This is a genomic window from Paenibacillus dauci, assembly GCF_000971985.1.
Taxonomy (GTDB): Bacteria; Bacillota; Bacilli; order Paenibacillales; family Paenibacillaceae; genus Saccharibacillus; species Saccharibacillus dauci.
The window spans coordinates 657,359-682,247 of sequence record NZ_LAQQ01000002.1; the positions used below are offsets into that span (position 1 = coordinate 657,359).

A 24,889-nucleotide genomic window follows, 5' to 3' on the forward strand; every position below is an offset into this window, starting at 1 on the left:
CGGGCTTTTTGCTATGCGCTATTGGTTGGTATGCAGTCTGTAGTTAGACGAAGTCTGTTATGAATAATATTTTGAAATTAAGAAAGTTTCTGAAACACTCTACAAAAGTCGCACTCTGCGGACGATATTAAATAGGTAATTCGTACTATTATATCATGTTCATAAATGCAGGGAGGAAAGAGAAATTGAAGAAGCTTCAGCAAATCAGACTGGGTTTGCGTCCCAAATTATATCTTATTATTCTGCTGCCACTATTTATTATTGGATCGCTGACCATGTGGACAACGCAGCGTCTGATACAGGAGTCCGCGCTATCTACACTTCAGCACAGCAATGAGACGCTGGCGACTCATACAGCAGCACAGCTGAATACGGAGGATATCCGTAAATTATATACGTACAGTGAACCCGAACAAAGCCAGGAATACAAAGACTTAAGGACCCAGATCAATAATCTGCGTCTGCAGTCCGGCGCGCTCTATGTTTATCTGTTCAATTATGCCGATAATAAATGGTTTTATACGGTGGATGGAGCGAGTTGGGACGACGAAGGCTACAGTGCCTACAATGATGACATGAGTTTTAACACAGATGCGAGCACCAGGCTGACTGCAGGTCAGAGTGTAACGACTGATGTAGTATCCGATCCGGAATGGGGAGATTTATTCTCTACTTTTACACCAATCAAGGACAAGAGCGGTCAGATCGTAGGCTATCTGGGTATCGATATCTCTGCCAAAACAGTTAATACGGTGTATGAACAAACGCTAACCCAGGCTTACAAACTGGTTATTCCGATTTTTGCCGGAGTGGTACTTCTTGCAGCTCTGTGCGCCATGCTGTTTATCCGTCGTACGCTGAATCAGGTAGGCGAGATCAAGCATAGTATGGAGAAAGTGACTGCAGGAGATCTGACGGTAGGCTCACAACGTATTACCGGTGACCAGCTGGGCGAGATCAGTGATCTGAACAATGCCATGATCCAGCATATTACCGAGATGATTACCAGTATTCAGTCGGGTTCCGGTACGCTGCAGGATTCCTCGCAGTATATTGCCGAAGTAGCCCAAGGCACGCTGCGTCAGACGGAGGAATTATCACGGGCTATTCAGGAGATTGCGCTTGGTTCTACGCAGCAGTCGGAGCAGACTGAACAATCGGTACAGCAGTCGACCCAGCTGGGTCGTATTATCGATGAGATTGGCAGCTATGTCAGCCAGTTCAGTACGACAGCCGAACAGCTGTCCAGCGTAAGCAGCAAAGTCAGACATGAACATGAACAATTGCTGGAACAGGGAAAAGAAAACGTAGAGCGTGTACGTCAGATCCAGCAGCAGTCTGAAATATTGGCAGAACAGTCGCGCGAAGCTTCCAGCATCAGTGGACAGGTGCAGAGTATCGTTAAGCAGACACAGATTCTGGCTCTTAACGCCTCAATAGAAGCTTCCCGCGCCGGTGAAGCAGGCAAAGGATTCTCGGTTGTAGCCAGCGAGATGCGTAATCTGGCACAGCAGTCCGAGCAGTCGATCGGAGAGATCGATAACATGCTGCGTCAGTTTGTCGAGCAGATCGGCCGGATCAACGTACAGTTTGAAGCCAATATGGAATCGGCGAATCGCCAGGAAGTGCAGATTGAAGAATGTATGGAATCCTTTGAACAGGTGAGTCAGGTATCCGGTGAGGTGCATCAGCTGGCGCTGGATCTGTCGCAAAAAACCGACAGTATGCAGCACATCCGCCATGAGGTGGAAGAGCATCTGGGCTATATTGCTTCCGCAACCGAAGAGACCTCTGCCATGACCGAGGAAGTGGCTGCCAGCGCCCTGGAACAGCAAAAGTCCGTTTCGGAACTGTCCGAGATATCCGGCAGCCTGAAGACCCTTGCTCACGAACTCAAAGGGCAATCGGATAAATTTATCGTATAGTTCGTTTGCCACGCCTTGGGTTCTCATATATAATAGTGTGGAAATTCAGATCGAACGCTTACCAATTCAACTAATAGGAGTTGTCATATAAATGGCTTTGAAAGCTGGTATTGTTGGGCTTCCTAACGTCGGGAAATCCACACTTTTTAATGCAATCACCCAGGCGGGTGCCGAATCCGCCAACTATCCGTTCTGTACCATTGATCCTAACGTCGGTATCGTCGAAGTACCGGATGAGCGTCTGGACAAACTGACCGAACTGGTTGAACCGAAAAAAACCGTCCCTACTGCATTTGAATTTGTTGATATCGCCGGTCTCGTACGCGGCGCGAGCAAAGGCGAAGGACTGGGTAACAAATTCCTCGCCCATATCCGTGAAGTCGATGCAATCGTACACGTGGTACGTTGTTTTGAAGATGAGAACATCACCCACGTAGATGGCAAAATCGATCCGATCAGCGATATCCAGACCATTAATCTGGAGCTGGTACTGGCCGATCTGGACAGTGTCGAGAAGCGTATTGACCGTTCCAAAAAGAACATGAAGGGCGGCAACAAACAATACGCCCAGGAAGTCGAAGTACTGGAACGCATCAAAGAAGCCCTGTATAACGATATGCCTGTCCGCAGTGTAGAGCTGAGTGATGAAGAGCGTCTGATCGTTCGCGATCTGCATCTGCTGACCATGAAGCCTGTACTGTATGCAGCGAATGTGAGTGAAGACGGCGTAACCGAAGCCGATACCAACCCGTACGTGCTGAAAGTCAAAGAATTCGCCGAAGCCGAAAATGCGGTTGTCGTGCCAATCAGTGCCAAGATCGAAGCGGATATTTCCGAAATGGAAGAAGAAGACAAAGCGATGTTCCTCGAAGAACTGGGTCTGTCCGAATCCGGCCTGAACCGTCTGATCAAAGCAGCGTATCGTCTGCTTGGTCTGTATACGTACTTTACAGCCGGCGTACAGGAAGTACGCGCCTGGACAATCCGCAAAGGCACCAAAGCTCCTGGAGCAGCCGGTGTGATTCATACCGACTTTGAACGCGGATTTATTCGTGCCGAAGTGGTTAGCTACGAGGATCTGGTGAATGCCGGTTCTATGAACGGCGCCAAAGAGCGCGGTCAGCTGCGCCTGGAAGGTAAAGAGTATGTCGTGCAGGATGGCGACGTAATGCACTTCCGTTTCAACGTATAAAATAACGAAGATCCACAGGATCTTGCCTGTACACAAGCCTTATTCCATCAGCTCGATCGTATACACATCGTATACGGTCTGCGGATCGGAATAAGGCTTTTTTGCATTCTTTTTCATAACAATATAGATAAAATAAAACAGGTAAGAAAAGAGTATATAGAATCAATCGTACCGTCATTCGTAACCAGATTTGTAATCAGAAAGCCACTTTTAACTGATTAACAGCAGGCAATCGGCATAACCGTGTATCTGTCAGCAAAAAAAGAACGATCTGCCATTTGACAGACCGTTCGCGGATTATTGATTACTGCTTTAGCGATCAGACCAAGCAGTATCCAAGATTATACTTAACGATTAACGTTCACCATTCCTGCTTCCGGGTAGCGCTCACCAACAGCTGCACCTTTGGGTGCGATAGCATCAATCCGCTGCAGTTCTTCCTGGGTAAAGGAAATATCCAGCGCGCCTACATTTTCCAACAGGTATTTGGTCTTTTTGGTACCTGGGATAGGAGCGATATCTTCTCCTTGGGCTAGTAGCCAGGCCAGTGCCAGCTGGGAAGGCGGGCAGTTTTTCTCTGCAGCAATCTCGCGAATCCGGGCGACCAGATCGAGGTTTTTCTGGAAATTCTCGCCCTGGAAGCGTGGCGAATAACGGCGATAGTCACCTTCTTCCAGATCGTCAAAAGACTTTATCTGACCGGTCAGGAACCCGCGGCCCAGTGGACTGTAAGGTACAAATCCGATACCAAGCTCACGGCACAGCGGTAATATCTCATCCTCTACATCCCTGCTCCATAGAGAATATTCAGTCTGCAGAGCCGAGATCGGGAATACATCATGCGCCCGGCGAATCGTGGCAGCCGATGCTTCGGAGAGTCCCAGATAGCGCACTTTGCCCTCGCGTACCAGTTCAGCCATCGCACCAACCGTTTCCTCGATCGGCACATCGGGATCGACCCGGTGCTGATAATACAAATCAATCGTATCGACACCCAGCCGCTTCAGACTTTTCTCGCATGCTTCGCGTACATATTCAGGGCGTCCGCTAATTCCCAGATAAGAGCCGTCTTCGCCGCGCACATTACCGAACTTCGTGGCGATAATCACATCCTGGCGATGCTGACGGATAAAAGGGCCGATAAACTCTTCATTATGCCCATTCCCGTACATATCAGCCGTATCATAAAAAGTAATACCATTCTCAAAAGCCACTTCCAGGGTGCGCAGTGATTCCTGCTCGTCCCTTCCTGAATAAAATTCGGACATTCCCATACAGCCCAGACCGAGTGCAGATACAACAAGTCCCTGCTTGCCAATGTGTCGTTGAGTCATGGTCATGATTTGCCTCCTTGAGATTCAGATGATTGGGTATTACGATTAATCTTTTTTTGTTCAATCGGCCGTAATCATTGTATTTCATGACAAGCTGCATCAGAGGTGTTTATGCCGATATGTTCATTATAGATACTCTGCGCAGCAATAGCCAAATTCAGACATATATGTACTGGAATTTGTATTTAAAAAAATGGATAAAACGGGATATTAAAGATAGGAAAGTGGATATTTCTATGCTATAATCAAGAGTCGTAACCCTGTATTTGACGCATACTAACAGCTGTATCCCGTACATCTGTGATGCGGTTGGAAGCAGGGTATTCCTTTTATAGTCATGTCATTTTGATCTGAAGCACTGCTGTAATGACTGTTTCAATAGATCCAGTGAACGCCGTACAGCATGTTTTTTTGAATGTTATAAATAACTATTGAATATATGAAGAGGTGGTTTTCCGTGTTAGATCGTTTACAGGCATTAGCGGACCGCTATGAGAAATTGAGCGAGTTGTTGTGTGATCCGGACGTGGCAAGTGATTCCAAGCGTCTGCGTGATTATTCCAAGGAACAGTCGGATCTGCAGCCGACATTTGAAGCATATACCGAATATCGCCGGGTAACGGAAGAGCTGGATGCAGCCAAGCAGCTGCAAAGCGAGAAGCTCGACGACGAGATGCGCGAGATGGTGAAGATGGAGATTGATGAATTGTCTGCCCGCAAGGACGAACTGGAAGAGCAGATTCATATTCTGTTGATGCCCAAAGATCCAAATGACGACAAAAACGTTATTGTGGAGATTCGTGGTGCGGCAGGTGGAGACGAGGCGGCTTTGTTCGCAGCGGATCTGTACCGAATGTATACCCGCTTTGCAGATACACAGGGCTGGCGCGTAGAAGTACTCGATACCAACGTCAGCGATCTGGGCGGTTTCAAGGAAGTGACTTTCCTGATCAATGGACGCGGTGCCTACAGCAAACTCAAATTTGAGAGCGGTGCACACCGTGTACAGCGTATCCCTTCGACGGAATCAGGCGGCCGTATTCATACCTCTACCTCGACGGTAGCCGTTATGCCTGAAGCGGAAGAACTGGATATTGCGATCCATGACCGTGATATTCGTGTAGATACATTCTGTTCCAGCGGCGCGGGCGGTCAGTCCGTTAATACGACCAAATCGGCTGTACGGGTTACCCACATGCCGACCGGTATCGTAGCGACCTGTCAGGATGGCAAATCCCAGAACTCCAACAAGGAAAAGGCACTTCAGGTTCTGCGCGCCCGTATCTCCGATATGATGCGTCAGGAAGAAGAAGCCAAATACGCCGGCGAACGTAAAAGCAAAGTAGGTACGGGAGATCGCAGTGAACGTATCCGTACGTATAATTTTCCACAAAGTCGTGTAACCGACCACCGGATCGGATTGACACTTCACAAGCTGGATCAGGTCATGAACGGCGAGATTGAAGAAATCGTATCTGCGCTGACACTGGCTGAACAAGCTGATCTGATGGCCAAAGAGGCGTAATCGATTGACACAGGATCAACAGCTGTTCGTAATGCAGTCGCAGCAAAGTATAAGAGAAGCCTATGTTGAGGCTTCTTCTTTTTTAAGACAGCAGCAGGTGATGGAGCCGGAATCCAATACCAAGCTGCTGCTGGAATGGGTGCTGGATCTGTCGGGAGCTGCTTATTATATGGCGCTGCCCGATCCGTTTCCGGCAGACAAGCGCGAAGCCTGGGAGAGTGTGGTTAATCGCAAAGCCCAGGGAGAGCCGGCGCAGTATATTATCGGGGAACAGGAATTTTACGGAGAATTGTTCCACGTGAATCCTTCGGTATTGATACCAAGACCGGAAACAGAGCTGCTGGTGGAAGCCGTAGTGAAGTATGGTCAGAGCCTTCCTGCACGTGAGGATGGACTTCCGCGAATCTGCGTGGATATCGGTACAGGCAGCGGAGCGATCGCGCTGACGATTGCCCGTCTTTGTCCGCAGTGGCAGGTAGTAGCCAGTGATATTTCGCCGGATGCCCTGCAGGTGGCCCAGCATAACAGCAGACAGCAGGGGATAGAAATTGGCTGGCAGCAGGGCAATCTGCTGGAGCCCTTTGCCGGCAGTCGTGTAGATATTCTGGTCTCCAATCCTCCCTATATTCCGGATGAAGATATCGCCGGGCTGCAGCCGGAGGTACGAGAGCATGAGCCGCTGACTGCACTGGCAGGCGGACCCGATGGTCTCGGTCCTTACCGGATCATGATTGACCAGCTGAATCTGCTCGCCAGTATGCCGGAGCTGATTGCTTTTGAGCTTGGACAGGGACAGGCTCCGGATGTTGCGGAGATGGTTCGCGCAGCAGGCTACGGACAAATTCATATTATCAAGGACCTTGCCGGTATTGAACGTCATGTAATTGGAATCCTAATCTGAAGCAGTACAGGTTGAATGCGAAAAGGAGACAGGCATGATCACAAAGCTGAAGCGGATCGATTGGACATTGTTTACGATTTTACTGATCATGATGGCGATAAGTCTGGTGGTCATTTACAGCGCAACTCATAGCAGCTCACGTTTTGGAGGCTCCACTTCCAAAATGGCTTTTTACTATCTGGCTGGATTTATGGTCTTTTTTGTAGCGGCATTTGTGGATTATCGCTTGTGGATCAAGTATGCCAAGTATATTTACATTGGTGGTATTGCCCTGCTGCTGCTCGTTATGATTATTGGACAGACGCTGAATAATGCACAGGGATGGCTGAGTATAGGTGGATTGAGTTTGCAGCCAGCCGAGTTATTCAAGCTGGTGCTGATTATTTCTCTTTCGACGATGCTCGCAGCCAAGAAAAAGATCAAACTGTTATTCTGGCGGGACATAACACCACTGCTTGCCGTGACCTTTGTTCCTTTTGCCCTTGTTATGGTGCAGAATGATCTGGGGAATGCGCTGAGTTATTTGATTATTATGGTAGCTCTATTATGGATCGGTAATATCAAATATACACAGGCGATTATTTTTACAACGATTGCTGTTGCGATGGTTGTGGTCGGTATTCGCAGCTATGTAGCTTACCATGATCAGATCAAGACGTATCTGAATGATATCAAGCGTGACCACTGGATGGAGCGGATCGATCCATGGCTGATGCCGGATGAAGCTACGCCCAAGGCGATTTACCATACCCGTAATGCCAAGCTCGCGATCGCATCGGGAGGACTCAGTGGCGAAGGCTTTATGAAAGGCAGCTCGGTGCAGGCAGAACGTGTACCTTTGACGTATTCGGATTCCATCTTTGTGGTAGTAGCCGAAGAGTTCGGATTTGTCGGGGCAGCTGTACTGCTTTTGCTGTACTTTACCCTGATTCATCGGTTGGTGCTGGTGTCTCTGGAATGCCGGGAACGAGCCGGGCCTTATCTTATTATTGGTATAGTGGCGATGCTGCTCTATCAGATATTTGAAAATATCGGCATGTTTATCGGTCTGATGCCACTGACCGGGATTACGCTGCCGTTTATCAGCTTTGGCGGTACTTCACTGGTTATGAATATGGCCTGTATGGGCCTGGTCATGAGTATTCGTATTCATAATCAGCTGGATACGGAAGAGGTTTCAATGGAAGCAGGAAGTCGTTATACACTGAATTAAATGGAGTACATAGAGTACTCACAGACAGTGCAGCATATGAATAGGTTCGGGACATGCAGATGCCCCGAATTTAGGAATGCTCACCAGAATGTCAGCACTTCATCGCAGATGACGTCAGGTCATAGGAGGAGAACCGGGAGTTTGTCATCGGGTCTCCTTTTCTGCATGAATCGGGAAAATATACAGGATAGATATGGAATGGTATAGAAGACAGGGAGGCATTACATGATGAACGATTGGACGGAAAAAGGGCATTCTCCATCTTCTGCAGATCAGCCGGTGCAAATCTGGGATGCGCAGCAGATAGAGAAGGCTGAACATTATATTGCAGAGGCTGGCGAGATTCTGAGACAAGGCGGAATTGTTGCTTTTCCTACAGAAACGGTATATGGATTGGGTGCAGATGCAGGGAATTCGGCAGCAGTAGAAGCTGTATTCGCTGCCAAAGGAAGACCTTCCGACAATCCGCTCATCGTGCATATTTCGCAGCTGGAACAGCTGGAGCATCTGGTTACTGATATCAAACCGGTGGAGCGCAGGTTGATGGAGCATTTCTGGCCGGGACCGTTAACCCTTGTGATGCCGGTGAAGCCGGGAGCGGTATCTCCCTATGTCACAGCCGGACTGGATACGGTAGGAGTACGGATGCCTGATCATCCAGTGGCACTGCGTCTGATTACAGCGGCAGGCTGCCCGCTGGCTGCTCCAAGTGCCAACCGTTCGGGCCGTCCCAGCCCCACGACTGCAGAACATGTAGCAGAAGATCTGTCTTCCCGTATTCAGGGAATCGTCGATGGAGGCAGCGCCGGAGTAGGGGTAGAATCTACTGTTATTCAGGTGCAGGAGGATGGAACAGTTATGATTCTGAGACCGGGCGGTATTACGGAAGATCAGCTGCTTACGGTAGCACCAGCTGTCATGATCGATCCGGGTCTGTCCGGTGTATCGGCCGATGCAACGCCACGCGCGCCGGGTATGAAGTATGCGCATTATGCCCCGCGCGGCAGTATGACTATCGTACATGGGGAAGATTCTGCAGCTGTGCGTCATTATATCAATGAGCAGCTGTATCAGGCAGAGCAGCGAGGGGAACGGACAGGTGTTTTGCTGTTCGATGAAGACCATGCTGATTATGGATCGGCGCTTCACTTATCGCTGGGCAGCCGGTCTACACCAGAGGTGGCGGCCAATCGGCTCTATGCCTGTTTGCGTACACTGGATGCTCACGGAATCACCTTTATTCTGGCTACAGGCTGTAATGAGAAAGGTGTGGGCATGGCAGTGATGAATCGTCTGTCCAAAGCAGCCGGCGGCCGGATCCTATATATCTGATTGGTTTTTACAGCATAACCTGCCGGTTCAGGTGAATGATGGAATGTCTTTTGCTATAATAAAGGTTAAGCATTACAATGATCTGAATCCATTGAACGGAGGTGCATGGTATGCATCGTATTTTATTTGTATGTACAGGCAATACCTGCCGCAGTCCCATGGCAGAGGCATTTATGCGAAAGCTGGCACAGCAGCGCGGAATACCGGTTGAGGTACGTTCGGCAGGCGTAGCGGCGGTGGATGGCATGTCCGTATCCCATCATGCCGAAGCTGTACTGAAAGATCACCAAATTCATGATCGTCTGACTTCATCTTCTCTGACCCGTGATACGATCGCATGGGCAGATCTTGTACTGACGCTGACCGGCAGTCATAAAAAACATGTGCTGAGTCGTTTTCCAATGGCGGCAGGCAAAGTATATACACTCAAAGAATATGTGGAAAATGATACTCGTGTACTGTCTGATCTGGAAGAGCTGGATAGTCTTCATGCTTCACTGGAAATACGCCGTGCGCTGGGAGAAGAAGTGGATTCTGCCGAGTACGAGCGTCTGATCGAGATTCAGCAGCGTATTCCCGGATTTGATATTGTAGATCCATTTGGTGGCAGCAGAGATGATTACGAAGTGGCGGCAGCTGATATCCGTGCTGCACTCGACAAGCTGCTGGACAAGCTGGAAGCTTATCGACCACGGGAATCCTGATAATTTAATTTTATCGCAGGAACGTGTTGATTTTATAAAAAACATGTCTTATGATGTAAGCACAAGACAGACCCGGTGTAACTGGCGACAAGAGTGGAACCTGACCACGATGGAGCACTGGGATATACGGCCGGTCGCCTGGGCAAAGAGCAGATACAGCATGCATACGCATGTGTATCATGCTCTTTTTTTGGTCTTAAGGAGTCTGACCGTGATATTCATACATAAAGGAACGGCTGGACAGCCTATAGCAAGGAGCATACAATTGTCCGGTTGTGCCTATTTTGTAAGGAATGTCGCCGCAGCTCTCCTGCCTGCGCTATAATAATGATGCAAAGTGCAGCTGAATCATGTCGGTGCTGACGAACATTGTGATAATGGCACAAAGGAGGCAGGAGAACACTAATGGCTGATCAGGAAAAGATAGCATCTATTCGCCAGGATGCTGCAGCGATTACCCGTGAAGTAGCGGAAGCAGCAAATCTGGGACCTCACCATCTGCTGGTAATTGGCGCAAGCACAAGCGAGATTGCCGGACAGCATATCGGTACATCCGGAACACTGGATATCGCAGAAGCACTGGTGGAAGGTATAAGGGAAGTACAGGCGGAAATGGGATTTCAATTGGCTTTTCAGTGCTGTGAGCATCTGAATCGTGCACTGGTGGTTGAGCGTTCCACGCTGGAACGATACAACTGGACAGAGGTGGCGGCTGTACCTATTCCAAGAGCCGGCGGCTCGATGGCGGCTTATGTGTATCAGACGATGACAGACCCGTGCCTGGCCGAGACAGTAGAAGCCCATGCAGGAATAGATATTGGCGAGACGCTGATTGGCATGCATATGCGGCGTGTAGCGGTTCCTTACCGCCCGGCAATCCGTTATATCGGTGAAGCCCGCGTCAATGCAGCCCGCAGTCGTCCCAAACTGATCGGTGGAGAACGTGCTGTATATGCTCCTCTTCCACAGGCAGATGGCGGGACATGCGACTGATTAACAGAAGATTAACAACAATAGTGTTTACACGCAGCCTGTCTGCGATTAGCTTGAATAAATAATGACCTACAGGGGGAAATGACGAATGATGGAGCAATTGAGAAACAGTGATCCGGCAGTACTTGAGGCAATGGGATTGGAACTGAAGCGTCAGCGCACCAATATCGAACTGATCGCCTCCGAGAATATCGTAAGTGAAGCGGTTATGGAAGCGATGGGATCTGTACTGACTAACAAGTACGCCGAAGGTTATCCGGGCAAACGCTACTATGGTGGCTGTGAGCATGTGGATATCGTCGAGAATATTGCCCGCGACCGTGCCAAGGAACTGTTTGGTGCCGAGCATGTCAACGTACAGCCGCACTCCGGTGCACAGGCCAATATGGCGGTATATCTGGCAGCACTGAAGCCTGGTGATACTGTTCTCGGCATGAATCTCGCTCATGGCGGACATCTGACACACGGCAGCCCTGTCAATGCATCCGGATTGCTGTATAACTTCGTCGCTTACGGCGTACGCGAAGACAACTTCCTGATCGACTATGATGAAGTGCGCAAAACAGCATTCAAACATCGTCCCCGTCTGATTGTGGCTGGTGCAAGTGCCTATCCGCGTACGATCGATTTTGAAGCACTCGCTTCTATTGCCAATGATGTAGGTGCATTGTTCATGGTCGATATGGCTCATATTGCCGGTCTCGTGGCAGCAGGCGAGCATCCAAGTCCAGTGCCGCATGCCCATTTCGTAACAACAACCACCCACAAAACACTGCGCGGACCACGCGGCGGTATGATCATCTGTCGTCAGCCATGGGCAGCAGCGATAGACAAAGCGGTATTCCCGGGCTCCCAGGGCGGCCCGCTGATGCATGTTATTGCTTCCAAGGCGGTAGCTTTTGGCGAAGCACTTCAGCCTTCGTTCAAAACCTATGCACAGAATGTAGTCAAAAATGCCAAAGTACTCGCGCAGACGCTGGTGGATGAAGGATTGACGATCGTATCCGGCGGTACGGACAACCATCTGATGCTGGTAGATACACGCAATATCAACATCACTGGTAAAGAAGCGGAGCATGTACTCGATGCAGTAGGTATCACTACCAACAAAAATGCAATTCCTTTCGATCCAACCAGCCCGTTTGTAACAAGCGGTATTCGTCTGGGCACACCTGCAGCAACATCACGCGGTATGGACGAAGCGGCCATGGAACAGATCGGCAAAATCATCGCCATGACTCTCAAGGCTCCAAAAGACGAAGCAGTACTGGCGCAGGCAAGCAAGCTGGTCGCCGAATTGACAGATCGTTTCCCACTGTACGAGCAGGTTAAATACTAAGAATACTTTTTAAATTCAACAGAATTAGTACCTTTCTTAGAGATAGCTTTATCATAATAAAAGTGTTTAATCATTGTTTATATGTAATTATATTCTTATAAAAAATAAGCGAATGCAGGATATGAACCAAGCCTGTTATTCGGCAGAATGATGCAAACCGGCGAGGGAGGTTCCCTTTGCCGGTTTTTGCATACTTTTCCAGTAAATTTTTTTGAAAAAATTAAAATAATTTACCCCATTCAAGCCATTTACCTTTATAATAATAAGGACTGGGTGAAAACAGGATGATTCCGCTTATATTTGGAAATTGTAAGCGTTATACTACAGGATTCGAGAATTGCGTGAAATCAGTAGAGTTGCGGATGAAATTGCCCGGAGGTAATGATATAATAGACAAGATTTACGGGAAAAAGCATTTTTCCCCGTCCTTACCCTTATGACAGGTCATGTGACTACATATGGATACGCAGGACTTACTTATTGTTATTATTGAACATACCGGAGGGACAAACCATGGCAAAACTGGTGATATGCGATCACCCTTTAATTCAACACAAACTCACGTTCATTCGTGACGTTAACACCAATACCAAAGAATTCCGCGAACTCGTTGATGAAGTGGCTACCTTGATGGCTTACGAGATTACACGTGATATTCCGCTGGAATCCATTCCTGTGGAGACGCCTGTCGTTAAGACAGAAGGCAAAGTAATCTCCGGACGTATGCTCGGATTGATTCCGATTCTGCGTGCAGGTCTGGGTATGCTCGATGGCGTCCTGAAGCTGCTTCCTGCAGCCAAAGTAGGTCATGTCGGATTGTTCCGTGATCCGGATACCATGCAGCCAGTAGAATATTATGTGAAGCTTCCGACAGATGTACAGGAGCGTGAACTGATCGTAATCGATCCGATGCTGGCTACAGGCGGTTCGGCGATTGCAGCGATTGATGTACTCAAAAAACGCGGCTGCACCCAGATCAAAATGATGAATCTGATTGCTGCTCCTGAGGGTGTAAAAGCTGTACACGATGTGCATCCTGACGTTGATATTTATGTCGCAGCACTGGATGATCATCTGAATGATCACGGCTATATTGTCCCTGGTCTCGGCGATGCCGGTGACCGTCTGTACGGAACTAAGTAAAGCGAGGTATGACCACAATTATGAAAAAGATCAAAGTAATGACTATTTTTGGCGTGCGTCCGGAAGCGATCAAAATGGCTCCACTCATCCTGGAGCTTCAGCAGCATCCTGAACATATCGAATCCGTTGTCTGCGTTACCGCCCAGCATCGTCAAATGCTGGATCAGGTTCTGGAAGTATTCAATATTACTCCGGATTATGATCTGGACGTAATGAAAGACCGCCAGACGCTGAATGAGATTTCGATTCGCGTTCTGGGAGGACTGGAGCCTGTACTGCGTGAAGCCAAGCCCGATATCGTGCTGGTACACGGTGACACACTGACTACATTCCTCGCGAGCTATGCCGCATTCATGCAGCAGATCAGTGTAGGGCATGTAGAAGCAGGTCTTCGTACATGGAACAAAATGTCTCCATATCCAGAAGAGATGAACCGTCAGCTGACCGGCGTTCTGGCCGATCTTCATTTTTCGCCGACGGAATGGTCTGCAGGCAATCTGTACAAAGAAAATAAGCTTGCGTCAAGCGTGTATATCACAGGCAATACCGTTACGGATGTGTTTCAATATACAGTACAGCCTGATTATCACCATCCCGTTCTGGAATGGGCAGCAGGCAAGCGGCTTATATTGATGACTGCACACCGCCGTGAATCCCAGGGCGAGCCGCATCGCAATATTTTCCGGGCAGTTAAGCGCATTGCTGACGAGTTCGAAGATATCGCGATCGTTTATCCGGTTCACCCGAGTCCGGCCGTTAAGGAACCGGCTCACGAGATTCTGGGCAATCATCCCCGTATTCAGTTGATCGACCCGCTGGATGTAGTGGATCTGCACAACTTCTATCCGCATACCCACCTGATTCTGACAGATTCCGGCGGTTTGCAGGAAGAAGCTCCTTCATTCGGAGTACCTGTTCTCGTACTGCGTGATACGACAGAGCGTCCGGAAGGAATCGAAGCCGGCACACTGGAGTTGGTAGGTACGGATGAAGAGAAGATCTACGAACGTGCACAGGCGCTGCTGACGGATCAGGAACTGTATGATTCCATGAGCAAAGCAGCTAATCCGTACGGAGATGGTCAGGCATCCAAGCGGATTGTCAACGCAATTTTGCATCATTACGGCGTTTTGGAAGAGCGTCCTGAAGAATTTCACACAACGTTCAAAAAAGGGCCTACAGCAGTCTTGTGAAATGACGGATTACAGTATACAGTTGTACTGTAAGGTAGGTGTGATAAACCGCACAGCTATGAGGTTCTTTTGTTAGAACTTCGCGTTAATGCGATGAAGCAGATGGTTTGACAAAGACTTTGCCAATTCAGTACAATGAACTGGGATTCTGAGGGTGAACATACTATGACACAGGAACCGCAAAGCAATAAACCTGATTCATCGCCGTGGAAGGCTGTCGGTCTTGTCAGTGCAATCGGGGTAGATCTTGCCCTGTGTACGCTAGCCGGATTCTGGTTTGGTTCCTGGTTGGATGGAATGTGGAATCATTCGGGGCTTGGCATAGGTCTGGGAGTGCTGGCGGGGCTGGTTGCAGGTATGGTCAGTATCGTCATCATTATCCGGAAAATAACGGGGGAAAGAAATGATTGAAATACCAGGTTACATATATTGGCTGACCCGGACCACCTTTATTTTTTGGGCCATTTGTCTGCTCGTAGTTGCGCTTTTACCGGATTATCGTCCTATTGCCTTTGGATTGATTGCAGGTTCTGCAGTCAGTTACGTGAACACCAAGTATCTGGCTCGCAAAGTACGTCTGATTACGGATGCAGCAGCAAACGGAGAAAAGAAAAAGAGGGGACTTGGGTTCTCTCAACGTGCAGCCGTGTCGGTGGCGGCTGTGATCCTTGCTGTGAAATTTCCACAATGGTTTGAAATGTACGCTCTGGCAGGAAGCCTCGTATTTGCGCCGTTCGCGCTAATCGTTATCGGTTTTATTCTTTCTCGCCATGAAGAGCGTAACTCCGCTAATGAAAGGGGTGAGAAAAATGCATGAATCACCGATTATAAACGTGGGGTTTGACATCGATTTATCGGTTGTGATTATGCTGATTGTAACTTGTGCCATCGTCTTCATTCTGGCCAAACTGTCAATCCGTAATCTCTCCGTCGATAATCCAAGCAAGCTGCAGAACTTTATGGAATGGGTCGTTGAATTCGTTCAGGGACTGATTACCAGCACGATGGATTACAAAAAAGGAAGACCTTTCCTTTCACTCGGTATTACGCTGATTATGTTTATCTTCGTCGGCAATATGCTGGGACTGCCATTCGGTCTGGTATTCGATTATACCAATGCAGCAAGTGCGACATTCTTTGGACATCCTTTGACTCCGGTTGTAGAAGGTCTGGCGAATGGAAGCCATGGCGTGGAAATCGCTTGGTGGAAATCACCAACTGCTGATGCGGCTGCGGCAATGGGACTGGCGCTGATCGTGTTCGTACTCGTTCACTATCTGGGTATCGTCAGAAATCCGAAGCACTATTTTGCTCATTATTTCAAACCGTTCTTCTTCTTCTTCCCTATCAATGTCATCGAGCAGTTGTCCAAACTGCTGACGCATGGTATGCGTCTATTCGGTAACATTTTTGCGGGTGAGGTACTGATTGCTGTCCTGCTCAAAATGTCTGCTGTCTGGTACGGCGCTATCGCGTCGGTTATTGGTCTGGTTGTATGGCAGGGTTTCAGTATATTCGTTGGTACGATCCAAGCCTTTGTATTTACAATTCTGGCTATGGTGTACATATCACAGTCGCTTGAGACGGATGAAGATCATTAAATCTTTATCGGCAACAACAGGCTGATTTGAATAGCCTGCGTTCTGTTCGGAGGCAATCGGTTTCAAGGTTCGGAAGTAGGTTACCCTTCATACCGGGCTCAATATACATTCAATTACTTATATATCTCTAAGGAGGATTTTTTCACATGGGAGCATTAGCATTTATCGCAGCGGCAATCGCTGTAGGTTTGGGCGCATTGGGCGCAGGTATTGGTAACGGTCTGATCGTAAGTAAAACAGTTGAGGGTGTTGCTCGCCAACCGGAAGCAAAATCCACACTGCAAACGCTTATGTTTATCGGTGTAGGTCTGGTAGAGGCACTGCCTATCATCGGTGTCGTACTGGCATTCATTTTCTACTCTCAAGCATAAGAAATATACAAATCACTTGGCGGGGAAGGCCACAGCCATCCGCGCCTTCTTTTTAGCGTACAGGATGTAACGGATGATTATTGAAGCAGAAGTTAGGGAAGGAGTGAGCTGAATTGCATTTCGTATGGAGCAGTTTTGTATTTACTATTATTGCGTTTTTGATCCTATACTGGTTGTTGAACCGCTACGCGTTCGGTCCGTTGTTTTCGATCATGGAAAAACGTCGTGAGCTGATCAAGCAGCAAATGGATGAAGCAGCTCAGACACGCCAGCAGGCGACTCAATATGTAGAAGAACAAAAAGCAGCTTTGCAACAGGCTCGTAAAGATGCTCAGGATATTATCGAGCAGGCTCGCCAGACGAGCAACAGCCAGACAGAACAGCTGCTTAATCAAGCCAAAGAAGAATCCATGCGTCTCAAAGATGAGGCTGCACGTGATATCGAGAACGAGAAGAACAAAGCCGTGGCTGCACTGCGCAGTGAAATCGGTGCTGTCTCTGTACAAATTGCTTCTAAAGTGCTGCAAAAAGAAGTCGATGCCAATGCGCAGGAACAACTGGTGGATAACTACCTGAAAGACGTAGGGATCAGACAATGAGCCGGGACTCGGTAGTATCTTCCCGCTACGCCAGAGCACTTTTTGAAGCAGCGTCCGATCATGGACGGGTAGAAGAGACAGGACAGGAACTGAAAGCGGTCGTTGAGGCTTTTGAAATGGACAGCGAGATGCGCAACTTTATCGCTACGCCGAATATATCGCTGACGGATAAGGAAAATGTACTGAAAAATGTACTTTCCGGCAAAGTATCCGACATCCTGCTAAGCACTATTCTGCTGCTGATTGAACGGGGCAGACAGGACGTATTCAGCGAATTGCTGACCAGCTACACAGCAATTGTCAGCCGTACATTGAATGTAGCGGATGCTGTAGTCTATACTCCTTATCCGCTGAATGAACAGGAACAGGCCGAAGTGGCTGCCACTTTTGGACAGATATCAGGCAAGCGCCTGAAGGTTGTGAATGTTATTGACGAGAAGCTGATCGGCGGACTCAAAGTCGTGATCGGTGATACTCTGTATGACGGAAGCATTTCGGGCAAGCTTGAACGTTTGGAAAAGTCTTTTCAAAGACAAGCATAAGAGACAGGAGGGACTGACTTGAGTATCAGACCTGAAGAAATCAGTACATTGATTAAAAGTCAAATCGAGCAATACAAAAACGATATTGAAGTCGTTGAAGTCGGTACCGTTATTCAGGTAAGCGACGGTATTGCCCGTATATATGGTTTGCAAAACGTTATGGCCGGCGAATTGCTTGAGTTCTCCAATGGAGTAATGGGTATGGCTCAGAACCTGGAAGCCAACAATGTCGGTGCAATTATCCTGGGTGAATACACGAATATTCGTGAAGGCGATCAGGTAAAACGTACTGGCCGCATCATGCAGGTTCCTGTAGGCGAAGCGATGCTGGGTCGCGTTGTTAATGCATTGGGTCAACCGGTGGATGGCAAAGGACCAATCGCTGCTACAGAATACCGTCCAATCGAAAGTGCTGCACCTGGTGTTATCGACCGTAAATCGGTTCATGAGCCAATGCAGACAGGTATCAAAGCGATCGACGCTATGGTTCCAATCGGTCGTGGACAACGGGAATTGATCATCGGTGACCGCCAGACTGGTAAAACAGCTATCGCAATCGATGCCATCATTAACCAAAAAGGTCAAGGCGTAAAATGTATTTATGTAGCAATCGGACAAAAGCAATCCACAGTAGCACAGGTTGTTGAAACACTGCGTCGTCATGGTGCACTGGATTACACGATTGTTGTTACAGCATCTGCTTCCGAGCCTTCTCCGCTGCTGTATATCGCTCCATACGCAGGCTGTGCAATGGGCGAATACTTTATGTACAAAGGCGAACATGCTCTGATCATCTATGATGATCTGTCCAAACAGGCTGCAGCATATCGCGAACTTTCCTTGCTGCTTCGCCGTCCACCGGGTCGTGAGGCATTCCCTGGTGACGTCTTCTACCTGCATTCCCGTTTGCTGGAACGTGCAGCCAAACTGAGTGATGCAAGAGGCGGCGGTTCCCTGACAGCTCTGCCATTTATCGAGACTCAGGCATCCGACGTATCCGCTTATATCCCAACCAACGTAATCTCGATTACTGACGGTCAGATCTTCCTGGAGTCCGAACTGTTCTATGCAGGTCAGCGTCCAGCGATCAACGTTGGTATCTCGGTATCCCGTGTAGGTGGTTCCGCACAGATCAAAGCGATGAAAAAAGTAGCAGGTACACTGCGTCTGGATCTGGCTCAATATCGTGAGCTCCAGGCATTTGCCCAGTTCGGTTCCGATCTGGATAAATCAACTCTTTCCCGTCTGAACCGTGGTGCGCGCATGATGGAAATCCTGAAACAGGGTGTTAACCAACCGCTGCTTGTTGAACAACAGGTAGTGAGTCTGTATACTGCTGTCAAAGGTCATCTGGATGATATTCCAGTCAACGATGTACGTCGTTTTGAATCGGAATTCCTCGCATTCATGGCCAGCAACCACAATGCTGTTCTGCAGTCCATCCGTGACACCAAGGATATTACGGCAGATAACGAAAAAGCACTGGTTGATGCGATCAATGCATTCAAAAAAGGCTTCGCTACGAGCTAAGTTTTGACCGTTAATACGGACATATAAATAATTGTTTTCCTTTATAAGATCCATTGCTGTTCAGGAGGACGCCACACGGCACGATTCATGAACAGTGATGGAATCTGCAGGTCCGGTGGATATTCGTATTCACCGGTTGTCCTGCTCCAAATCTCATACTTTGAAGTGGATTCAAGGTCAAGGTGGTGAAATCATATGGCTAAAGGTATGCGTGAGATTAAACGACAGATCAAGAGTGTACAGAACACCCGTCAGATTACCAAAGCGATGGAGATGGTTGCTGCCTCCAAGCTGCGCAAAGCCCAGGAGAAAGCCCAGGCGGCGCGTCCGTATTCCGACAAGCTGCGTGAAGTGGTAGCGAGTATCGCTTCCGGCACCAAAGGGATACATCATCCGATGTTGGACACTCGTCCTGTCAAAAGAGTGGCGTATCTGGTCGTTACTTCCGACCGTGGACTCGCTGGCGGTTACAATGCCAACGTACTTCGTCACGTTTCTGCTGAAATACGCAAACGTCATACGTCGGCAGACCAGTATGAATTATTTGTAATTGGCCGTAAAGGACGCGACTACTTCCGTCGTCGCAGCATGCCAATCACAGAAGTGGTAGCTGAACTGTCCGATTTCCCGACCTATGCGGATATCAAGACACTCGCACAGGCTGCTGTACAGGGATATGAAGAAGGACGCTATGATGAGCTTCACTTATGTTATAACCAGTTCGTGAACCCGTTAACTCAGATTCCGACGCTGACACGTCTGCTGCCAATGGACGCTTTGGAGACTGCCGATCAGGGTAGTGTCAAAGCCAGCTATGAATACGAGCCTTCCGCTGAGGATGTACTCGCCGTTCTGCTGCCAAGATATGCACAGACGCTCATCTACAATGCTCTTCTTGAGGGCAAGGCAAGTGAGCAGGGCGCACGGATGACAGCAATGGGTAGTGCGACCAAAAACGCTTCCCAGCTTATTGGTGATCTCAAACTGGTCTACAACCGTGCACGTCAGGCTGCCATTACGCAGGAAATTACGGAAATCGTAGCCGGCGCCAGCGCACAAAACTGATCGGTCTACACATAAAGAACGGTTATGAACGGCAAGATGGCAATCACATAAACCAATTGTTTTATACAGCAAGTCAGTAGGAGGGAAAACGATAATGAACAAAGGACGTGTAGTAAGTATCACGGGTCCGGTTGTAGACGTTGAGTTTGAACGTGGTCAACTTCCGGAAATTCTGCATGCGCTCAAAGTCGAGAGTACACTGGATAATGGTACGGTTATCGACCTGACGCTTGAAGTATCCAATCACCTGGGCGATAATCTGGTCCGTTGTATTGCGATGTCTTCCACAGATGGTCTGGTTCGCGGTCTGGATGTAATCAATCTGGGCGGTCCAATCTCTGTACCTGTAGGTAATGTTACTTTGGGTCGTGTATTTAACGTACTCGGTAACCCAATCGACGAAGCGGGCGATGTTGTCGCTGAAGTCAAAAACCCGATTCACCGTGAAGCGCCTAAATTTGACGAATTGTCCACACAGGCAGAAATGCTGGAAACCGGGATCAAGGTTATCGACCTTCTCGCTCCTTATGCCAAAGGTGGTAAAATCGGTCTGTTCGGTGGTGCCGGTGTAGGTAAAACCGTAACAATCCAGGAATTGATCAATAACATCGCCCAGGAGCATGGCGGTATCTCCGTATTCTCCGGTGTTGGCGAGCGTACTCGTGAAGGTAATGACCTGTATCACGAGATGAGAGATTCCGGCGTTATCAACAAAACAGCTATGGTATTCGGACAAATGAATGAACCACCGGGCGCACGTCTGCGTGTTGCACTGACAGGTTTGACAATGGCCGAGTATTTCCGTGATGTAGAAGGTAAAGACGTACTTCTGTTCATCGATAATATCTTCCGCTTTACTCAAGCGGGTTCTGAAGTATCCGCGCTGCTCGGACGTATGCCGTCTGCGGTAGGTTACCAGCCAACCCTGGCTACCGAGATGGGTCAGCTGCAGGAACGTATTACTTCCACCAAAAAAGGATCGGTTACATCCATCCAGGCGATTTATGTACCTGCGGATGACTATACGGATCCAGCGCCAGCAACGACGTTTGCCCACTTGGATGCAACGACGAACCTGGAGCGTAAAATCTCCGAGATGGGTATCTTCCCTGCGGTAGATCCACTGGCTTCAAGCTCCCGTATCCTGAGTCCTGAAGTTGTAGGCGAAGAGCATTACAACGTAGCACAGGGCGTACAGCGCATTCTGGCTCGTTATCAGGAACTGCAGGATATCATCGCCATCCTGGGTATGGACGAGCTGAGCGAGGAAGACAAGCTGACAGTATCACGTGCACGTAAGATCCAGCGCTTCCTGTCCCAGCCTTTCCACGTTGCAGAGCAATTTACCGGTATCAAAGGATGTTATGTACCTGTAAAAGAAACAGTGCGCAGCTTTAAAGAAATTCTGGATGGTAAGCATGATGATCTTCCGGAAGCAGCATTCCTCTTTGTAGGCACAATTGAAGAGGCAGTGGAAAAAGCGAAAACACTGTAAGCAGATGCCTGCAAAACGTGAGGAGGGATGAAAGTGAGCACGTTTTTACTGGAGATCGTTACACCTGAACGTCTGGTGTTTTCCGAACAGGTCGACCGACTGAAAGCGACCGGAATTGATGGAGAGCTGGGTATTCTGGCTGGTCATATTCCGATGGTTACACCTCTCAAAGTCGCTCCATTGGCTTTCCAGGCTGGCAAGCAGCGTACAACATATGCTATCCAGGGCGGATTCCTCGAAGTTCGCGCGGATAAAGTTGTTGTACTGGCAGACAGTGCCGAGAAAGCAAGCGATATTGACGTGGACCGTGCACGCGCTGCCAAAGAGCGTGCCGAGCGTCGCCTGAACAACCGTTCACAGGATCACACTGATTTCCGCCGTGCAGAGCTTGCTCTGCAGCGGGCGATGAACCGGATCAAGGTATCATCATCAGGTGAAAATAGATAAACGTATGCAGCCGGTCCGTGCAAAACGGTCCGGCTCTTTGCGTTATACCACTTATTCCGATTGACTAACCATGACTACCAGCGAAACCTGAATGTTGTACCCAGAAAGGGATAACAGATACGAAAAACAATAAAAATAATTGCTCTTCGAGAGGCATGTCAGGTATTTCGACCTATATAAATAGATCGCCTAATGCTGTAAATTTATGCATGTTATGAGAAAAAAACGGCCTCAATGCTGGTTATTTTCTGTAAATACACGATTATGTCAATAAAACGGTGATTTTTGTAAATTTGGGACTAGATTCTTTGGGTAAGGGCAAGTATTATAGAATAGTCCGTATTAAGGCTGATTGCTAAGTAATTTTTGTAAGGAGGGCAAGAGCTGAAATGAATACAGTAGATGCGGGAGCCGCTGTCGGCGCAAACGGTTTGCTATCCATCTTCATCTCGCTTCTTTGCATCGGTCTTTCATTTTGGGCACTGCAAAATCTAAAGCTAGACCTGCTGATTCGTTATCCCAAGAGTGCTGCCGGTAAGTTGCTTCAATTACTGCTGGCCATTGTGCTTGGGCATTTCGTATCTGCCTTTTTGCTCGATTATATCCAGTGGACACAGTCTCTGCGATTTATGTTTTGAATGTAAAGAGGATGGTTATAAGTGTTTTAGACTTATTTCATGGTTTACGCATTGGATGATGCGACTTCAACAGCGCAACATTGTACCTCTCTATGTTGAGACGACCGCAGGATAATCAACTATTATACCAAATATTAAAAATCAAAATTTATGCAATAGGGCATTATAATACCGAGCGAATAGATAATATACGAATGGCATTGCATCAAGACAGACTTGTCTCCGCCAGCCAGTTATACTATTGATTCCTCCTTTATTATGCCGGATAAGCAAAATGACGCGCGGAGGGAACCCTAATGAGCAAATTTATCGTCCGCGGTGGCAAGCGATTGACAGGAAATGTCAAAGTTAGCGGAGCAAAAAATTCTGTTCTTCCAATTATTGCTGCCTCACTACTGGGAGAAAACGGTGTAAGTATTATTCATGATGCACCTTCCCTAGACGATGTAATGACGATTAACAAAGTATTGGAATCGCTTGGAGCGGTGGTTACATACCAGGATGAGACGATTCATGTGAACGCACAGGAATTGTCCTCATGCGAAGCGCCTTATGAATGGGTAAGCAAAATGCGTGCCTCTTTTCTGGTGATGGGTCCACTTTTGACTCGTATGGGTCATACCCGCATTTCTCTGCCTGGCGGCTGCGCAATTGGCACACGTCCAATTGATCAGCATCTCAAAGGTTTTGAAGCGATGGGAGCAGAGATTAATCTTGGACAAGGCTACATCGAAGCCAAATGCGAAGGTAGACTTCGTGGTACCAAGATTTATCTGGACGTAGCGAGTGTTGGCGCAACCGAGAATATCATGATGGCTGCGACACTTGCAGAAGGTATTACTACAATTGAAAATGCCGCAAAAGAGCCTGAGATTGTGGATCTGGCGAACTTCCTGAATGGAATGGGAGCCAAAGTCCGCGGTGCCGGTACTGGTGTTATTCGCATTGAAGGTGTAGAGAAGCTTCAGGGAACCGAGCACACCGTTATTCCGGACCGTATTGAAGCAGGTACGTATATGGTAGCAGCTGCTATTACTGGCGGTAATGTATACGTTGAAGGTGCGATTGCTGATCACCTGGGTCCTGTTATTGCGAAAATGGAAGAAATGGGCGTAGAGATTATTCCTGATGAGAATGGGGTTCAGGTCATTGCCGACCGTCCTCTGCGCGCAGTAGACGTCAAAACATTGCCTTATCCGGGCTTCCCAACGGATATGCAAGCTCAGATGATGGCATTGATGCTTGCTTCTGAAGGTACAAGCATTATTACTGAAACGGTATTTGAAAACCGCTTCATGCATGTAGACGAGTTCAATCTGATGAACGCTGGTATTCGTATCGAAGGCAGAACATCGATCGTAACCGGAGATGCAAGTCTCGTAGGCGCCAAAGTGTGTGCTACCGACCTGCGTGCCGGTGCAGCGTTAATCTGTGCAGGTCTTATTGCTGACGGTACGACCGAAGTAGGCGGTACTCATCATATCGATCGTGGTTATGTGAATCTGGCGGAGAAATTGTCCGGTCTGGGCGCTAATATCTGGCGTCTGGAAGATACGGATACCCAAACGGCTGCTGCCGAGCAGGAACAGACCGTATCTTTTGGTGACAAAGCCAAACAAGCGAATGCTGCTATGCTGAATGTACAGCCTACAGGCGTTTAATTGATCTGAAAATCAACCTGCACAGCCGCTTATTCAGGCTGGTTGTACAGGTTAAATACAATAGACAAAGAGCCAGGCCTTCCGAGGTCTGGCTTTTTGTTTGGTTACATGACTGTCATATTCGCCAAATAACGAACAATAGCGTT

The 24,889-nt window shown here is 48.3% G+C and carries 24 protein-coding genes and 1 riboswitch; of the genes, 23 read left to right on the forward strand and 1 reads right to left on the reverse strand.

The genetic code is table 11. The features are described 5' to 3' along the window. The first annotated feature begins 185 nt into the window (after window positions 1-185). Both WH46_RS17245 and ychF read left to right on the forward strand, forming a co-directional pair. Window positions 186-1,925, forward strand: a complete 1,740-nt coding sequence (locus WH46_RS17245) for a methyl-accepting chemotaxis protein (protein ID WP_082208442.1) — start codon at window positions 186-188, stop codon at window positions 1,923-1,925. 91 nt (window positions 1,926-2,016) lie between these two features. Continuing rightward, window positions 2,017-3,117 carry a redox-regulated ATPase YchF gene (ychF, locus tag WH46_RS17250; RefSeq protein ID WP_017810990.1) on the forward strand — a complete coding sequence of 367 codons (1,101 nt, stop codon included), beginning with the start codon at window positions 2,017-2,019 and terminating at the stop codon, window positions 3,115-3,117. A 347-nt stretch (window positions 3,118-3,464) separates the two neighbouring features. Here ychF and WH46_RS17255 read toward each other — a convergent pair whose 3' ends face one another. Continuing rightward, entirely contained in the window at window positions 3,465-4,451 is a 987-nt protein-coding gene (locus WH46_RS17255) for an aldo/keto reductase (protein ID WP_046227785.1), read from the reverse strand. Window positions 4,452-4,908: 457 nt separating this feature from the next. Between WH46_RS17255 and prfA the strand changes: the two genes are divergently transcribed. The 21 genes from prfA (at window position 4,909) to murA (ending at window position 24,743) form a co-directional block, all read left to right on the forward strand. Further along, window positions 4,909-5,976, forward strand: coding sequence for a peptide chain release factor 1 (prfA, locus tag WH46_RS17260; protein WP_017810987.1), 1,068 nt, complete (start codon window positions 4,909-4,911; stop codon window positions 5,974-5,976). A gap of 4 nt (window positions 5,977-5,980) precedes the next feature. Continuing rightward, window positions 5,981-6,877 carry a peptide chain release factor N(5)-glutamine methyltransferase gene (gene prmC, locus WH46_RS17265; RefSeq protein ID WP_407944417.1) on the forward strand — a complete coding sequence of 299 codons (897 nt, stop codon included), beginning with the start codon at window positions 5,981-5,983 and terminating at the stop codon, window positions 6,875-6,877. Between the two features lie 34 nt (window positions 6,878-6,911). After that, window positions 6,912-8,090, forward strand: a complete 1,179-nt coding sequence (locus WH46_RS17270; RefSeq protein ID WP_046227656.1) for an FtsW/RodA/SpoVE family cell cycle protein — start codon at window positions 6,912-6,914, stop codon at window positions 8,088-8,090. A 225-nt stretch (window positions 8,091-8,315) separates the two neighbouring features. Then, entirely contained in the window at window positions 8,316-9,422 is a 1,107-nt protein-coding gene (locus WH46_RS17275; protein ID WP_046227657.1) for an L-threonylcarbamoyladenylate synthase, read from the forward strand. A 110-nt stretch (window positions 9,423-9,532) separates the two neighbouring features. Beyond that, on the forward strand, window positions 9,533-10,126 hold the full coding sequence (locus WH46_RS17280; RefSeq protein ID WP_017810983.1) for a low molecular weight protein arginine phosphatase: 594 nt from the start codon (window positions 9,533-9,535) through the stop codon (window positions 10,124-10,126). Window positions 10,127-10,193: 67 nt separating this feature from the next. Further along, a riboswitch (ZMP/ZTP riboswitch) is annotated at window positions 10,194-10,277 on the forward strand. A 254-nt stretch (window positions 10,278-10,531) separates the two neighbouring features. Then, window positions 10,532-11,119 (forward strand): TIGR01440 family protein, encoded by a 588-nt coding sequence (locus WH46_RS17285; protein WP_046227658.1) that lies wholly within the window; start codon window positions 10,532-10,534, stop codon window positions 11,117-11,119. Window positions 11,120-11,207: 88 nt separating this feature from the next. After that, a complete protein-coding gene (locus WH46_RS17290; protein ID WP_017810981.1) occupies window positions 11,208-12,458 on the forward strand; it encodes a serine hydroxymethyltransferase in 1,251 nt (416 codons plus the stop codon). A gap of 513 nt (window positions 12,459-12,971) precedes the next feature. After that, window positions 12,972-13,601 carry a uracil phosphoribosyltransferase gene (gene upp, locus WH46_RS17295; protein ID WP_017810980.1) on the forward strand — a complete coding sequence of 210 codons (630 nt, stop codon included), beginning with the start codon at window positions 12,972-12,974 and terminating at the stop codon, window positions 13,599-13,601. Between the two features lie 20 nt (window positions 13,602-13,621). Continuing rightward, complete coding sequence (gene wecB / locus WH46_RS17300; protein WP_017810979.1) at window positions 13,622-14,794, forward strand: non-hydrolyzing UDP-N-acetylglucosamine 2-epimerase; 1,173 nt, start codon at window positions 13,622-13,624, stop codon at window positions 14,792-14,794. Between the two features lie 165 nt (window positions 14,795-14,959). Further along, window positions 14,960-15,205: an AtpZ/AtpI family protein gene (locus tag WH46_RS17305; protein WP_017810978.1), complete on the forward strand. Its 246-nt coding sequence runs from the start codon at window positions 14,960-14,962 to the stop codon at window positions 15,203-15,205. After that, complete coding sequence (locus WH46_RS17310; RefSeq protein ID WP_017810977.1) at window positions 15,198-15,611, forward strand: ATP synthase subunit I; 414 nt, start codon at window positions 15,198-15,200, stop codon at window positions 15,609-15,611. Before WH46_RS17305 ends, WH46_RS17310 begins: the two co-directional genes overlap by 8 nt. After that, window positions 15,604-16,395, forward strand: coding sequence for a F0F1 ATP synthase subunit A (atpB, locus tag WH46_RS17315; protein WP_017810976.1), 792 nt, complete (start codon window positions 15,604-15,606; stop codon window positions 16,393-16,395). The genes WH46_RS17310 and atpB overlap by 8 nt, the downstream gene beginning before the upstream one ends. Window positions 16,396-16,541: 146 nt before the next feature. Continuing rightward, window positions 16,542-16,766, forward strand: coding sequence for a F0F1 ATP synthase subunit C (gene atpE, locus WH46_RS17320; protein ID WP_017810975.1), 225 nt, complete (start codon window positions 16,542-16,544; stop codon window positions 16,764-16,766). Window positions 16,767-16,879: 113 nt separating this feature from the next. Further along, the gene (gene atpF, locus WH46_RS17325; protein WP_017810974.1) at window positions 16,880-17,365 is read left to right on the forward strand and encodes a F0F1 ATP synthase subunit B; all 486 of its coding nucleotides are present in this window, start codon (window positions 16,880-16,882) and stop codon (window positions 17,363-17,365) included. After that, window positions 17,362-17,907 carry a F0F1 ATP synthase subunit delta gene (locus WH46_RS17330; protein ID WP_046227659.1) on the forward strand — a complete coding sequence of 182 codons (546 nt, stop codon included), beginning with the start codon at window positions 17,362-17,364 and terminating at the stop codon, window positions 17,905-17,907. Before atpF ends, WH46_RS17330 begins: the two co-directional genes overlap by 4 nt. 18 nt (window positions 17,908-17,925) lie before the next feature. After that, the gene (atpA, locus tag WH46_RS17335) at window positions 17,926-19,437 is read left to right on the forward strand and encodes a F0F1 ATP synthase subunit alpha (RefSeq protein ID WP_017810972.1); all 1,512 of its coding nucleotides are present in this window, start codon (window positions 17,926-17,928) and stop codon (window positions 19,435-19,437) included. Window positions 19,438-19,632: 195 nt separating this feature from the next. Further along, entirely contained in the window at window positions 19,633-20,502 is an 870-nt protein-coding gene (gene atpG, locus WH46_RS17340; protein ID WP_046227660.1) for an ATP synthase F1 subunit gamma, read from the forward strand. Window positions 20,503-20,596: 94 nt separating this feature from the next. After that, window positions 20,597-21,997, forward strand: coding sequence for a F0F1 ATP synthase subunit beta (gene atpD, locus WH46_RS17345; protein ID WP_017810970.1), 1,401 nt, complete (start codon window positions 20,597-20,599; stop codon window positions 21,995-21,997). 33 nt (window positions 21,998-22,030) lie between these two features. Continuing rightward, the gene (locus tag WH46_RS17350; protein WP_017810969.1) at window positions 22,031-22,444 is read left to right on the forward strand and encodes a F0F1 ATP synthase subunit epsilon; all 414 of its coding nucleotides are present in this window, start codon (window positions 22,031-22,033) and stop codon (window positions 22,442-22,444) included. A 389-nt stretch (window positions 22,445-22,833) separates the two neighbouring features. Next, on the forward strand, window positions 22,834-23,082 hold the full coding sequence (locus WH46_RS17355; RefSeq protein WP_017810968.1) for a DUF1146 family protein: 249 nt from the start codon (window positions 22,834-22,836) through the stop codon (window positions 23,080-23,082). A gap of 296 nt (window positions 23,083-23,378) precedes the next feature. Continuing rightward, on the forward strand, window positions 23,379-24,743 hold the full coding sequence (gene murA, locus WH46_RS17360; RefSeq protein WP_046227661.1) for a UDP-N-acetylglucosamine 1-carboxyvinyltransferase: 1,365 nt from the start codon (window positions 23,379-23,381) through the stop codon (window positions 24,741-24,743). Window positions 24,744-24,889: the final 146 nt, after the last annotated feature.